This window comes from Methanolobus halotolerans, assembly GCF_004745425.1.
Classification (GTDB): Archaea; Halobacteriota; Methanosarcinia; order Methanosarcinales; family Methanosarcinaceae; genus Methanolobus; species Methanolobus halotolerans.
This window is the reverse complement of the sequence record NZ_PGGK01000004.1, coordinates 201,754-214,925: the sequence shown is the minus strand read 5'-3', so window position 1 is coordinate 214,925 and position 13,172 is coordinate 201,754. Positions and strand designations below refer to the sequence as shown.

General features: G+C 46.3%; 16 protein-coding genes. 5 read left to right on the top strand and 11 right to left on the bottom strand.

Features of this window, described 5'->3' with window-relative positions:
• The first annotated feature begins 1 nt into the window (after position 1).
• Complete coding sequence (locus CUN85_RS05645; protein WP_135389352.1) at positions 2-181, top strand: hypothetical protein; 180 nt, start codon at positions 2-4, stop codon at positions 179-181.
• Positions 182-277: 96 nt separating this feature from the next.
• Here the strand turns inward: CUN85_RS05645 and CUN85_RS05640 are convergent, their stop codons facing one another.
• Entirely contained in the window at positions 278-865 is a 588-nt protein-coding gene (locus tag CUN85_RS05640) for a pyruvate kinase alpha/beta domain-containing protein (RefSeq protein WP_135389351.1), read from the bottom strand.
• A gap of 140 nt (positions 866-1,005) precedes the next feature.
• Here CUN85_RS05640 and CUN85_RS05635 point away from each other — a divergent pair, with 140 nt between their 5' ends.
• A complete protein-coding gene (locus CUN85_RS05635; protein WP_135389350.1) occupies positions 1,006-1,752 on the top strand; it encodes a proteasome assembly chaperone family protein in 747 nt (248 codons plus the stop codon).
• A gap of 4 nt (positions 1,753-1,756) precedes the next feature.
• The gene (locus CUN85_RS05630) at positions 1,757-2,146 is read left to right on the top strand and encodes a DUF473 domain-containing protein (protein WP_235856213.1); all 390 of its coding nucleotides are present in this window, start codon (positions 1,757-1,759) and stop codon (positions 2,144-2,146) included.
• Between the two features lie 14 nt (positions 2,147-2,160).
• Here CUN85_RS05630 and CUN85_RS05625 read toward each other — a convergent pair whose 3' ends face one another.
• From CUN85_RS05625 to CUN85_RS05605, 5 genes are all read right to left on the bottom strand, one after another.
• Positions 2,161-2,733, bottom strand: coding sequence for a DUF169 domain-containing protein (locus tag CUN85_RS05625; RefSeq protein ID WP_235856212.1), 573 nt, complete (start codon positions 2,731-2,733; stop codon positions 2,161-2,163).
• Positions 2,734-2,786: 53 nt separating this feature from the next.
• A complete protein-coding gene (locus CUN85_RS05620; RefSeq protein WP_135389347.1) occupies positions 2,787-3,488 on the bottom strand; it encodes an endonuclease V in 702 nt (233 codons plus the stop codon).
• Complete coding sequence (gene sepS / locus CUN85_RS05615) at positions 3,481-5,100, bottom strand: O-phosphoserine--tRNA ligase (protein ID WP_135389346.1); 1,620 nt, start codon at positions 5,098-5,100, stop codon at positions 3,481-3,483. Before sepS ends, CUN85_RS05620 begins: the two co-directional genes overlap by 8 nt.
• A 29-nt stretch (positions 5,101-5,129) precedes the next feature.
• Complete coding sequence (locus CUN85_RS05610; RefSeq protein WP_135389345.1) at positions 5,130-5,765, bottom strand: haloacid dehalogenase; 636 nt, start codon at positions 5,763-5,765, stop codon at positions 5,130-5,132.
• Positions 5,766-5,898: 133 nt separating this feature from the next.
• Positions 5,899-6,165 carry a UPF0147 family protein gene (locus CUN85_RS05605; RefSeq protein ID WP_135389344.1) on the bottom strand — a complete coding sequence of 89 codons (267 nt, stop codon included), beginning with the start codon at positions 6,163-6,165 and terminating at the stop codon, positions 5,899-5,901.
• A 118-nt stretch (positions 6,166-6,283) separates the two neighbouring features.
• On the opposite strand from CUN85_RS05605, the gene CUN85_RS05600 reads away from it, so the two are divergent.
• On the top strand, positions 6,284-6,799 hold the full coding sequence (locus CUN85_RS05600; RefSeq protein WP_135389343.1) for an Sjogren's syndrome/scleroderma autoantigen 1 family protein: 516 nt from the start codon (positions 6,284-6,286) through the stop codon (positions 6,797-6,799).
• 44 nt (positions 6,800-6,843) lie between these two features.
• On the opposite strand, the gene CUN85_RS05595 is transcribed toward CUN85_RS05600, so the two are convergent.
• From CUN85_RS05595 to CUN85_RS05580, 5 genes are all read right to left on the bottom strand, one after another.
• A complete protein-coding gene (locus CUN85_RS05595; protein ID WP_135389342.1) occupies positions 6,844-9,102 on the bottom strand; it encodes a DEAD/DEAH box helicase in 2,259 nt (752 codons plus the stop codon).
• 72 nt (positions 9,103-9,174) lie between these two features.
• Complete coding sequence (glyS, locus tag CUN85_RS05590) at positions 9,175-10,920, bottom strand: glycine--tRNA ligase (RefSeq protein WP_135389341.1); 1,746 nt, start codon at positions 10,918-10,920, stop codon at positions 9,175-9,177.
• Positions 10,921-11,005: 85 nt separating this feature from the next.
• Entirely contained in the window at positions 11,006-11,134 is a 129-nt protein-coding gene (locus tag CUN85_RS13520) for a hypothetical protein (RefSeq protein ID WP_268921594.1), read from the bottom strand.
• Between the two features lie 258 nt (positions 11,135-11,392).
• Positions 11,393-12,184 (bottom strand): 2-amino-3,7-dideoxy-D-threo-hept-6-ulosonate synthase, encoded by a 792-nt coding sequence (locus CUN85_RS05585; protein ID WP_135389340.1) that lies wholly within the window; start codon positions 12,182-12,184, stop codon positions 11,393-11,395.
• A 106-nt stretch (positions 12,185-12,290) separates the two neighbouring features.
• On the bottom strand, positions 12,291-12,803 hold the full coding sequence (locus CUN85_RS05580; RefSeq protein WP_135389339.1) for a deoxyuridine 5'-triphosphate nucleotidohydrolase: 513 nt from the start codon (positions 12,801-12,803) through the stop codon (positions 12,291-12,293).
• 204 nt (positions 12,804-13,007) lie between these two features.
• Here CUN85_RS05580 and CUN85_RS12960 point away from each other — a divergent pair, with 204 nt between their 5' ends.
• Positions 13,008-13,166 carry a hypothetical protein gene (locus CUN85_RS12960; protein ID WP_167848799.1) on the top strand — a complete coding sequence of 53 codons (159 nt, stop codon included), beginning with the start codon at positions 13,008-13,010 and terminating at the stop codon, positions 13,164-13,166.
• Positions 13,167-13,172: the final 6 nt, after the last annotated feature.

The window sequence follows — 13,172 nt, the reverse complement described above, 5'->3', positions numbered from 1 at the left end:
TATGGATACACTAACAGTTCTGGTAATTGCAGTTGTAGTTTTTGCAGTGTTTGTATTGCTGACTGCGTATTTTCTCAAGATGGCTACATCCATGGGTTCGGAGTCCGGTAAAATAAGGAATTCAAAGGAATCTGACATTTGCGACCTTCCGGATGAGGATAAAAAAAAGGATAAAAGATAAAGTTAGTTTTTTTATTATCCTGCTCAATTCTTCACAAATATTGCATTGAATGCCCGGACATTTTTAGGCCTTCGGATATCTCTGATAATTATTCTCTCATTCCTCTTTATTCCGGGGCATGGCTATGATCTCCTTCACCTGCATGCTGAAAAAGTCAAATGAGTGTGCAGGCCTGAGTACCACTGAAACATCAGCTCCCCATCGGGTTCCGCCAATGGCAATTATCTCCGTGTCCTTTGAAACAGGTATGTGTCCCGAATCCGCTGCCATCATGGCGCATTCAATAGCTACCTTGAAACCTTTTCCGAAGACCGCACGAAGTGTATCAGAGATCACGTCCGCCCTGCTGGCGCCTCCTATGCGCTTCTGGATTGCCCTCTCTACACCTGAGAACATGTGTGACTGGGTTGTCATAACAATTCCCAGTTCATTAAGTTTTTTAAGCTTGTCCTCATCAACTTCCCATTTGCCGCTCTCTTTCAGGCCGTACTGATGTGTGATCGCAATTATCTTCACTTTCTGGTCTTTGAATTCTTCAGCTGCCTTTAATGCGGTCTCTCCACTTGTACTGGCAAGTACCACATATTCGATCCCGAGTTCAGCTGCTCTTTTTGCAGATGCTTTCAGAAGTTCTTGAGTGTTCTCTGGTCCTACATCTTCAAAATATGTTATTGATCTTTCCATTTTATCACCTGGATTCTGAATATACCATTGCTTCGTTTATCTGATATAAGTTATTGTAATGGCAAACGATGCTCTTATCTATGTAGCAAGTATATATCTTCATCAGGGAGTTGACTTAGTTCCTTTTGGAAGGTGATTTTTTGTCAGAAACAGATTACGATGATAATGATGTAAAGATAATGACAAGTACAATAAAGTCTGAGAGTCCTGTTCTTATAGAAGGCTTTCCGGGGATTGGGCTGGTTGGTAATATTGCAAGCCAGCAAATAATCGATGAGCTCAAAATGGAATATATGGGTTCTATGGACTCAAGGCATTTTCCTCCCATAACTGTCCTTTATGAGGGGCTCATAAACATGCCAGTAAGGATCTATGAAAGCGTCGAGAACAATATTGTCATGGTGGTGTCTGACATTCCTGTAAACCCAGTGGTAGCCTATGATATAAGTAAGGCTTTTCTTGACTGGGCACAATCTATCAATGTCAAGGAAGTTGTTTCTCTTGCTGGAATTGCCACGATGAGCGAGGACCATCAGGTCTTCGGTGCAGCAACAAATAATGAGATGCTGGAGAAGATAAAGGATAAGGTGGAACTTTTCAAGATGGGGACGATATCCGGTATTTCGGGGAGTATAATGTCCGAGTGTCTGGTACGCCATATGCCTGCTATAAGTCTGCTGGGATCGACAAGGAGCCAGAATCCTGACCCACGGGCAGCTGCAGTTGTGATAGACGTATTAAATCTCCTTTATGATCTTAATGTTAATACCGAAAGTCTCATAGAACAGGCAGAGAAGATCGAAATAGAAATGCAAAGGCTTGCAGAGGATATCAGGACAAGCGAACAGCCTCCGGGTCCGAGAAAGGAATTCCCGATGTATGGGTGATAAAATGGAATACGTTGCATTAACCGGTTTATCTGAACGTGTAATCGCAGAATTAAAACAGAACAGGTTACTTACTATCGAGATTCGAAGCCCTCATAATTTCTTTGCGGCAATGAATCTGGCCGTGGGTGAGTTTATCTTTCTCACACGTACAAGTCCGGATGACCTGACAGGTGGGACAACCGGTATAGTAGCAAGACTGCTCAAACATCACGTAAGTACTCAGAGGGTCGTTCAAAACAGTGAGATGTATTATGAAGAACGTGAGATGACGATTCTCCGGTTACAGCTCGACCCCAGGTGTATAGCTCGTGTACGTAAGGTTCTGAATAACAAGATGGGTGAAGTTTCAAAGGTTGACGCAGAAGAAATACCTTTGTACAATGCACAGTAATTCTTTGTAACGTTTCATTCATATGTATCAGGGGTCTTTTCAAGCCCCTCTTCTATTTTTTGAATAATGTCCCTGCTTATGCCCAGGGGGACCTCTGTATCTGCGTAATCGCTGTGTTTTCTGGAACCTTTACAGCCAAAGGACATGCCAAGTCCCTGCGTAAGTGGTCTTGCAGTGCAGTCACAGCATATGGAGGCGGCTCCGATGCCAGTAGTATCCGGCCCTTTTCCGAAATGGTACGCATATGCCTGCAAGATCCTCATTGCACTTTCAGGTCTGAGGAAAAGCAGGAATACGTCCGGATCATTTTTGCTCACGGACAATGGTTCGATACGGATCGATCTGTATTCCTTTTCGATGCATAGAAGTGAGTCTGCCGCCCTGATCGCGGTTTCCATGTCCCTGTACCTTCCGGCCCGCAGGTAGTAATCGGCAGGGCTCCGGGATGTTTTTCCCAGTATATGATCTCCTGCGCTACAGCGTTGTTTTTCAATGAGGAATGATTCGCCGTATCTTGCCCTATGTACGATCTCGCAATACAGCAGCTCTGAAGAAGTTCCCTTCTCATTCTCGAATGTAATACACACAGGCTCGCCAATGCCTGCCAGTGATATGATGTTAGGTATTTCAAGCTGTGCTCTCAGGCGGATTCCTCCGTTTTTCGCCTGAGTTCCTCTCTTATCTCACCTGCATAGTTGTGTGCAAGCCTTGTGGGTTCCGGAAGTTTGTATCCTTTAAGGCAGTGTTGTACCACCTCAAGGCAGCTACCCATGGAAACCTTGTTTCCGGGAGCTATGATTATCGGGTTACTCTTCTTGTTGGATTTCAGGACCCAGCCTATCTGCTCCTCATACTGCATTAGTTCATGGTATTCGCCTGTATTCACAGGAGTGATGGCGTGGCCGCAAAGTATCTTTTTTGAAACACCGACCGTGGGGACATCCATTACAGCACCAAAATAAGCCGCCATTCCCGCTCTTATCGGATGGTTTATCCCGCAGGAGTCAAATATCGTGATGTCCGGCCTTGTGGACACCTGCAAAAAAACAGATGCCATGGCACATCCCTCTCTGAAATTGAGATATGTGGGTATGTAAGGCAGCCCCACTTCCTGGATAGCATGCCTTTTCTCAATGACTTCCATGGTTGCATAGTCGAGAATGACCATTGCACATATTATATTCTTGTCAATGTATGAGCAGTCCATGCCCGCAACTGTTTCTATCCGATCGAAACCGTCCTCCAGATCGATTCTTTCAACGGCCCTGTGCTGTAGTTCCCTGAGTTCTTTCAGACTTCGTTTTTGTGGGTCGAACCACTCACGCAGTCTATCTTTATTCAATTGTTGTCCTCACTGTGGTAAACACCGGTCCGCGGATATCTATTTTTTTCTTCTTGCCGGTTATATAGCGGCTTGCAAGAGGCTCCAGGCAGATGTTTATCTCGGATGGGACCTTGACGATACGTACCCTTGTCTCAACTTCATCCTCGCCGTTTGCAATGGCCTCTTCTATGTCCCTTGCAGCCTTTGCGGCAAAGGAGTCAAGGAATCTCAATCCCGTTCTGGCGGAATGGTTCTCGAGGGCTTCTTTCCACTTCTTGTTATCGGGTATGCCAAGTATATCATTATTGAATACAACTATCTCGTTGAAAGCGGCGGGTCCGCAGAGTTTGGTGTTCTCTTCAGGTTCGACGACACTGACCTTTACATTCTTCCCTTCGATCTCATTTTCCCATGCCACGAACTCGCATGGGCTTGGAGTGGAGCCATATTCATCACATACAGCTACAATGGCCTCTGCGATATCTTTACCCTCCGGGGTTTCAGGGACATTTTCCACATAGATCATTCTTGCAAGTTCGTCATCTGCCATATTCCACTCGGAATATTGTGCGATCTGTGGGTATATGAGTGAACGGATGTCAGTTGCGTTGTATAATATCATTGCAAGTCTTTCGACACCTAGCCCGAGATTCATTACCGGGCAGGAGATGCCGTATTGTGCAAGTGCAGTGGGTGAATATATCCCGAAAGTGGCGATTTCCACCCAGCCGTCGGAATACTTGGTCCTGGAGCCTACTAGCTTCGGGTGGTATGCGAAGACCTCGATCTGCGTATCAGGAACATAGTACTTACTGCGCTTGTCATCGGGCCTGAACATGAACTTCTCGAATCCGAACTGGGACAGCAGGCTCTGGGCCACGGCCTTTCCATGGTCTACGGTCACATCCTCATTCATTATCACACAGGATGCGGAGTAATATGTCATAAGGCGTGCAGCATCTTCTTCCTGTTCTCTCCTGAAACAGCGGTCAATGGAAAACAGATTGAACGGAGGCTTTGCGCGCTCCTGAAGGGATGCGAGGCTGATGAACCACCCGGAGGTCATATGGCTTCTCAGTGTCCTTCTTGTAGACTGGGGGACCAGTTCCTTGAACTCGGGAAACACCTGGTCTATCATCTCGACTACGAGGGTATCTGATACGCCGACTGCTGATGATATCTCCGGAATGAGGTCATCTCCCTCGATGTCACCCTTCTTGTAAGAATGCAGGATCTTCCTGATCGTCTCGACATCCTCATCACCAATATCTCCCAGAATGCATCTGATTGCACTTATGCTCTCATCAGAAATACCGACATTGGGGCGTGGCAGGCCGGCAAGATAATAGCACCTGTCAAGGACTGCAAGGGCCTCGTGCCCGAACTGCTTGTGAACTTCCCTTTCATCCACTATAAGCGGGTTCATCATCTCTTCAAAGCCCATGCGAAGATATGCTTCACGCAGTTTTGAAATGGTCTCATATATAGGATGTGGTTTTCCATATTTGATGGACAGATGAGGATACTGTTCGTTCAGACCTGTTGTTTTTACGAACTCTTTTCCCGCGTTCCACGTGCTGTCAAAATCTTCATTGGCTTTTTTCTTTATTTCATCAGGATCGAATCTCATGAACAGTCCTCTTAATATTATAAAGGAAATTAATCTGTCCTTCTCTCAAACTCTCTCATCGCGTTTTCCAGTCTCAGCTGTCTGATGGCAGTCGACACATCTCCGCGTGTACGCTCGAGTATTGCGCGCGTGGTATCTGTTTTGTGTCGAAGGCCCCGTGTCATCGCATCCGGGAAATCGAACATCATAAGGCATGTGTATATCTCTTCCATAGTGTCCAGGAACTTTTCTGCTTCCGGGGCCCTTTCCTTCCTTAAAAGGTCAAGTATGTGCCTCCTGAGTTCTCCGTTCACATCACCCAGGCCATTAAGGTAAGCGGCATATTCCACTTTAAGTTCTTCCGGTCCTGGTATGCTGTTGGTTTCAACTCCGTGCCTGAGCAACTCGAAAACTATGGAACATTCGACATACTCCTGCTGAGCATGCTCGACAAATCCTGAATAGTATACATCAGGATGTTCCTCAAGAACGTAACTGAGGTCTTTGATCGACCTCTTAGATGTTTCAAGGAGTACGGTAGCCTTTTCAAACTTGCCTTTATGCATGTCGAACATGGCTGTCCTGCAATTGCGTACTATGTCGCGTGATATTGCTAAACTTCGCTCGCGGGCTGTATCCTTATCCTCGAGTTTTGTTCTGATCCTGTCGAAGATGTCAATTATCACGTTTCCCCCATCTTGCTACAACTGTGGATGAGCCTATTACGGCTTGTTACTGTTTAAGGAAAGAACAGTGTGCCAGTCCCGGTGGACTGCACATTGAGAGAACCAAATGCTTAATTATACGGATTATTCCTTATTACTCGTCAACTGGTATTGTTTCAAGCTGACTGGCCACGTCCCAGATAAGGGTTCTGGTGTGAACAGGAATGTTCGGATCATTGCTTATATCTTCAAGCACTGATATGCTTGATGAGGTTCTCAAGAATAACGGTTCGTCTTTTTTCCTTAAAGTTTCCAGAACTTCATTTGCGGAACGTCTGATATTTCTAGGAACCGAATTGTCGTTCGCTATATACTCTAATTTCTGTTTACATTCCTCAATGACTTGTCCATAATCTGACATATGATCACCTTGATAATTTTAAAATCAAAATAAGGGTTACCTCAGTTATTCCTAAATAGTTACGTTCTATAAAAAGACTTTCATTGGTATATATTTTGTGTAACCAGGATGGAATTCAATGACAAATACGGACGATGATATGGTAAAAAAGATCTCCAGAATGCTGGAGATCGGTGGCACTATGCTTGCGCAGCATTGCGATGTTTGTGGATCGCCTATGTTCAGATACCAAGGTAGGATCATGTGTCCTGTCTGTGAGGGCGCGACTGACCCGCGCAACAAGCTCCAGCAGGAATTACAGCCCGAGTCAGGCACAAGTAACAGGCTTGCTCCAGTATCTGCGGAAGGGGATTCTCTTTCCGAAGAGCTCAACGACATACAGTCGCAGGCTGCGATGGAAGATACGGTAAAGACAGATGCTCCCTCTCAGGTACCAGAGGCAGACTCTGCCAGACATCCTTCCAGCCAGCCGGATTCTCCTTCAGCAACTGAACTTGAATCACTGTTGATGGAAAAGATGATCTCATGCGCGCGTTCCATGCGCTCAGAGGATGACATCAGGAAAATATCCGATCACATGGATATGATAGAACGTGGTCTTTCAATAATCGAGAAAATGAGGAAGACACTTTAGATATAGTATACTTTAAGGGATAGCAGGGATAGCACAATTTTGTGTTATCCTGTGTACTCCCTGCTGACAAGTTCCCGTATGCGGATGGCAGTTTTTGGTCCGATGTTCCTGACCTTCAGCAGTTCCTCATAGTCTGCCTTGATAACATTTTCCACAGTTCCGAAATGCTGCAGGAGACTTCTGGCAGCCTTGGGACCGATATCAGATATGGATGATATGATGTATTCCTGCTGTTGCGGAAGCATCTGGGAGGCTTTCTTCCCATGAAGGCTGACCTCTCTTTTCTCCTCTGTCTGCTCCCTTTTTGCTATCTGTTTTATTAAACTGGCTGTATCTTCGGAATCCCTTGTATACAACACCGCCACACCGAAATCAATGGCAATAGAGGATAGTGCGCCATGTATGGCAGCAGGATTGAGTTTCCTGCTTGTGAACAGGTTCTCTCCTTCAAGTATCAGCACAGGCTTTTGATATGTCCTGCTAAGGTTTGATATCTGCTCGAAGAGCTTATGCTCGATGAGCGAGCTTGTAAAATCCTCTGTACTCTTCCTTTCCACAGCTATCCGGTCGCTCAGAATATAATCCCCGACTTCCAGTGTCTTTAATATAATGTCCACTCCTGCCTTATCGAGCATTCTGGCAACAGAGCTTTTCACTTCTCTCTGGTCCACAATGACCTTCGGGGAGTTCTCATCAAAATCGGCCAGTGTGACCTGGTCATTGTATTCCGTGTCTGTCAGCGTCTCCTGATGATTCTCTCTTGCCCCGGAAGGCATAATGTCCTGGAGTGTCTGCATATTACTTTGCATTTTCTTCTCTTTTGCAAGGCTGCTCCAGTAGTATCCCTCATCCCTTGTTCCTTTGGTGACAAGGACCACAACACGTCCTTCATGTTTTCTCCCGGTCCTGCCTTTTCTCTGAATGCTGCGTATCTCGGAAGGGACCGGTTCATAGAAGAGCACCAGATCTGTGGATGGAATGTCCAGGCCTTCTTCTGCAACCGATGTGGCCACAAGGGTGTTGTACTCTCCTGCCTTGAACATGTCTATTATTCCGACCTGTTGTTTCTGCGTAAGTCCTTTGTCCTTGTACTTGGACGCCTGTCCTACAAAGCGTACCGGCCGGATAAGTTCGATCTCTGCAAGTGCACCGGTTATCATCTCCGCAGTGTCGCGATAGTTGGCAAAGACTATTACCCTTGAATCCGGTTTATTGGTGAGCTGCTCAAACACGATTTGCTTCACATGCTCCATTTTAGGGTGTTCGCAGTCGCAGTTACTGAGACGGTGGACTGCCTGCCTGATATACAGGTCCTCTGCCAGACGTTTGGATGCCTTGCTCCCTTTACTGGAGCCCGCTTCATTGTCAAGTCTTTCCATATACATGCGCAGGGCACCAAGTCCCTGTGTCTCAGTAATCTCCACTGCATGGCTTACTTTGAGTATCTCTGCAAGTATGGAGATGGCAGTGTATACCGATGACTCTGGTAAACCTCTCAGTTCCCCCTGCAGTCTTTGTTGCAGTGAAAGCAGGTCCTTCTTGGAAACATACCTCTGGTTGTGTATGGGATAGCCTGCATCTGTGAGCTTTTTATACCTGTCATCAAGGACCTTCTGGAGCAGGTCCTTTATTTCTTTCATCTCGGACGGAAGGTTGATACGCTTCCATTCGATGTCCTTCTTCTGGATATACTGGGCCACATCCCTGTCCGACTCTGTCTTAACAGCGACCGATTCGATGCGCAGGGCACGGCATACTTCGGCTATTCTCTCATCCGAACTTCCGGGGCTTGCCGTTATCCCCAGGCAGAGGGGGTCCCTGGCAATTTCAAAATACTTTTCCGCAATATAGGTATAGGCATAGTTCCCGGTTGCACGGTGTGCCTCATCAAAGGTAATGTGCGTCACATCATCAAGTGTGATACGTTTTGTAAGAATATCGTTCTCGATGACCTGCGGTGTTGATACTATCACCCGGCCACTCTTCCACAGTTCCTCTCTTTGCAGGGGATTGATGCTGCCTGTGAAGGTCAGTACCTCTTCCTCGGGTATGGACAGTACTTTACGGAAAAAAGATGCATGCTGTTCAACAAGAGGCTTTGTGGGTGAAAGTACCAGCACCTTCCCGCCTGCCTTTTCCAGGCGCGATGCGATGACCAGAAGGGCTACTATGGTCTTTCCGAGCCCGGTGGGGAGGACGACCAGCGTGGATGCCGCAAGAGCCTTTCCGGCCAGGTCCAGCTGGTAAAGCCGCTGCTCAACAGCATCCTGTTTGATCAGTGGGTGTCTGATATGTTCTGGCATGTTTTCAAGCTAAAAGTTTGTCATATATACAATCTTTAAGCTTTTAAATATGTGGCAAGCACGGTGAAAGTATTAGAGTGCAGTTCCCGCACTCTCAAAATCCTTGCTCTTGTACATGAGGTCGTACAGGGTATCCTCTATGCCCTCGATGGATGTGCGTACCTGCTTCATACTGTCTCGTTCGCGTATCGTCACAGTATTGTCCTCAAGGGTGTCATAGTCGATGGTGACTGAATACGGGGTGCCTATTTCGTCATTTCTCCTGTAACGGCGTCCGATGGTACCCGAATCATCATATGACACAAGCAGCCCCTTCTCCCTGAGTTTGCTCTCCATTTTTCTGGCAGGTTCGATGAGTTCCTTCCGTGTAAGCAGTGGAAGCACGGCAATCTGGACAGGCGAGACCTCATTCCTGAACCTCATGATGATCCTGGCCTCTTCTTCAGTATCTTCTTTTGCCGGCATTGCCTCTTCATCGAAGGCATGTTCCAGTACCGTATAGAATATCCTGTCTATACCGAAAGAAGGTTCAACCACATGAGGCACGATGTTCTCACCGCTGACCTTGATGGTCTCTTCTGCGAATTCAACGACGCCCTTCGGAATGATGATCTCCTCGGAATCCACAATGACCTTGATCTCTTCTTTTTCCAGGTCTTCTCTAGGGAGTGCCTTAAGTGCTTCAGCAACTGTTTTAGCCTTTCCCTTGAACAGTGGTCCGAGTTTTCCCATGTTCGGTTTTACGACAAACCGGGTTACCATTTTAGGCTCGGGATATTCCCTGTAAATGGAGAGTTCGGTCTTGCTGACCGCAGCATGTGCGCAGAGGTCGTAATTCGTTCTGTCGGCGATCCCTACGACCTCCACCCAGCCGAACCTGTCAGTACTGACCTCTGCATCCCAGCAATCCATGGCATAGTGTGCCATCTCATCCTTCTTGTGCTGTCTGAATCTCAACATCTCCGGGGCAACACCCACACGCTGCAGGAAAATGTTGGTAAGGCCTATCTGGTATGCAAGGAATTCGTGGGCGATAATGCCTCTCTGCACTGCCTCTGCAATGGTTATCTTCTCCACTTCTCCCTTCTCCTGTGCAGCGTCCGAGTACAGGTTCAATATTGTGTCAGCAAATCTGCCGATGTTCGGATGGCTCTTATCCTGCGGGTCTATGAATATCTCGGCCTCTGCCTGGGTGAACTCCCTGAGCCTGATGACTCCCTGTCTCGGTGATATCTCATTACGGTATGACTTACCGATCTGGGTGGCGCCGAATGGTAATTTTTCACGATAGAAGCGTGCAAGCCTCAGGAAATCAACGAACATTCCCTGGGCTGTCTCAGGACGCATATACCCCTGTCTCCCGGAGCCAGGGCCGATCTGGGTCTTGAACATAAGGTTGAATTCATAGGTTTCACCAAGTTCACCCTCACACTCAGGACATTTTATCTGGTTTTCCCTGATAATCCTGTCCAGTTCATCGTTACTGAGTGCATCTGCAACAGGCACTATCCTGTCGACTAGGTGGTCAGCCCTGAAAGCTTCACCACATGCCCTGCATTCACATAGCGGGTCCGAGAAACCGCCAACATGACCCGATGCCACAAAGACATTTTCGATACCCACTGTAGGGGTTTCAATCTCCATGAACCCTTCCTGGATCACGAACAGTTCTCGCCATATCTGCTCAATCCTGCGTTTTAGTGTGCTGCCGAGCGGTCCGTAATCATAGAATCCTGCACTTCCTCCGTAGAGTTCGAATGAGTTCCACAAGAAGCCCCGACGTTTCGCCAGTTCTATAACCTGTTCATATTTATCCATAAAATATCCTCATAATTATCAGTCGATTATAAATATTGATAGAACCTCGACAGTTCCATTGGATTTAATAGTAACGCGACTTCACTTAATGCAATGCATGTGCATTGTTCGTACTTTTTGTGTACATATTTGACTTTATGCCATGCATAATGGATATATAGATGCTCATATCTTTTTCAAGCTGAGCAAGGTCAGTAAAGCAATCATATTTCATATCGTACCACCACTTTATATGATTCAATTGGTCATTTCAAAACTTGACCTTGCTTATCTTATCCATTGTCCTTTGCGCTTTTTTCTGATTCTGACATGAATCTGCTTATGTATTTTAGTCTGCCAGCTTTGTGCTTTTAGTTCAATCTGAAATATGTCCGGGAATGACCCCCCTGTTTCCGATGGAAAAAAGAAACTAACTCACTGCACCTGTTACACAGGATCAGATAAGTACTAAAAAAACCAGGAACCATTTAAGTTAAGATTCCATTGCTTCATCCGGAGTAAATCCTTTGTGAACTATCATGGAGATCCGGGATACAAGTTTTATCGGATCATCTGACTGGAACACGTTCCTTCCAATGGCAACCCCTTTTCCTCCTACCTGCAGGGAATCGTATATCATCTCAAGCAGCTCATTCTCTGTTTCCATTCTCGGTCCGCCTGCTATGACTACGGGTACCGGACATCCCTGAACTACCTCTCTGAATGAGTCCATATCGCCTGTGTAGTTTGTTTTGACTATGTCTGCACCAAGCTCAGCTCCGATCCTTGCAGCGTGTTTGACATATTCAACATCATGCTCGGATGTTACCTTTGATCCTCTGGGATACATCATTGCAAGCAGCGGCATTCCCCATTCATCACATTTGCGTGCGATATGGCCCAGGTCCTGGAGCATCTTTGCCTCATCATGCGCACCGACGTTTATGTGGACAGAGACTGCATCGGCTCCTACCTTAATTGCTTCTTCTACAGTGGTTACAAGTACCTTGTGGTTCGGGTCTGGTCCCAGGGATGTGGAAGCTGAAAGGTGGATTATCAAACCGACATCCCTGCCATAGCCTCTGTGTCCGTACTTGGGAAGTCCCATATGTCCCAGGACTGCATTTGCTCCTCCTTCTGCAATCTTGTTAACGGTTGATGGCATATCTATTAACCCTTTTATAGGACCGGCTCCTACTCCGTGGTCCATTGGGATTATTATAGCATTGCCGGTATTACGGTCAAATATCCTTTCCATCCTGACAGATTTGCCAATTTCGCTCATGCATCCCTCATAGGCTTGATTCTACATAATTTTTACGTGACTGCTCTCACAGCCAAGGCAGTGGGCTTTCTCTACCCTACACCCCGGCAGCTGTAAACCAATATGCTCATAAGTTTTCGTTCTGGTACCTGCCGCAGTATCCCTCACTGACGTCCTGGTGAAGACTGTAGAATACAAGCTGCAACAGACGTGCATTCTTCTTAACCCTGAAGCCGTGGGGACTGTGTACTACAAGCATTGATTCACTCCTCCCTTTGTACCCGGAATCCCACACTGCGGATTCCACGGTGACTCCGCATCTGAGCAGACTTGATCTTGGCCTTGCGATGGCAGCCAGATCCAGGGGTATATTGACGATCTCGTTGAATCTTATCTTGTAAGTGCCAGGATCCAGGAATGCCCAGCCTTCACTGTCGAACTCAATGATTTCGCTTTCCGGTATAAGTCTTTCACTGTTATCAAAATCCACTGCTCCTGCACCTCTAAGCAACTCGATACTTTTGAGAGTAAGCTCAAAACTGTTGGGTTGCAACTGGGTCTCAGCATCTATCATGTTCTCAACCAGCGGTATCTTGCTGTTGATCCTGTCTTTAAGTTCGTCTCTGGATAGCATTGTCATGGACACTATCTTCTGAATAATAAGATATTATTATTGCGGCGTTGAATGTATTATGGGTGTAATATCTGAAGTAAAACATATGGGGTGAGCATGTGTTTTTTAAAACTATGTTAATATGTTCTTGAAACGATTAAAAATGTATTTAAGCCTTGCAATTGATGATTTATAACAGGATATAAAAAGGGTATCATGGGGGAACTCTTTATGTATAAGGTTATAAGTGCAAAAGTAGCATCTGGTACAGATGGCGGTAAAGTTTACAATACCGACCTTGATGGAATTGGCGGGCGAGTAAGGCTGATATTTGAACTATATACTATGATCGATCCGGGTCAGGATTCGACTGCAATAGGGGTCGAATGAACGGCG

Coding starts and splice junctions, on each gene's coding strand:
- glyS (WP_135389341.1), bottom strand. CDS start 10,920: ATGGATAAATATGAACAGGTTATAGAACTGGCGAAACGTCGGGGCTTC.
- CUN85_RS05605 (WP_135389344.1), bottom strand. CDS start 6,165: ATGTCAGATTATGGACAAGTCATTGAGGAATGTAAACAGAAATTAGAG.
- CUN85_RS05595 (WP_135389342.1), bottom strand. CDS start 9,102: ATGCCAGAACATATCAGACACCCACTGATCAAACAGGATGCTGTTGAG.
- CUN85_RS05645 (WP_135389352.1), top strand. CDS start 2: ATGGATACACTAACAGTTCTGGTAATTGCAGTTGTAGTTTTTGCAGTG.
- CUN85_RS05640 (WP_135389351.1), bottom strand. CDS start 865: ATGGAAAGATCAATAACATATTTTGAAGATGTAGGACCAGAGAACACT.
- CUN85_RS05630 (WP_235856213.1), top strand. CDS start 1,757: ATGGAATACGTTGCATTAACCGGTTTATCTGAACGTGTAATCGCAGAA.
- sepS (WP_135389346.1), bottom strand. CDS start 5,100: ATGAGATTCGATCCTGATGAAATAAAGAAAAAAGCCAATGAAGATTTT.
- CUN85_RS12960 (WP_167848799.1), top strand. CDS start 13,008: ATGTATAAGGTTATAAGTGCAAAAGTAGCATCTGGTACAGATGGCGGT.
- CUN85_RS13520 (WP_268921594.1), bottom strand. CDS start 11,134: ATGAAATATGATTGCTTTACTGACCTTGCTCAGCTTGAAAAAGATATG.
- CUN85_RS05600 (WP_135389343.1), top strand. CDS start 6,284: ATGACAAATACGGACGATGATATGGTAAAAAAGATCTCCAGAATGCTG.
- CUN85_RS05580 (WP_135389339.1), bottom strand. CDS start 12,803: ATGACAATGCTATCCAGAGACGAACTTAAAGACAGGATCAACAGCAAG.
- CUN85_RS05585 (WP_135389340.1), bottom strand. CDS start 12,184: ATGAGCGAAATTGGCAAATCTGTCAGGATGGAAAGGATATTTGACCGT.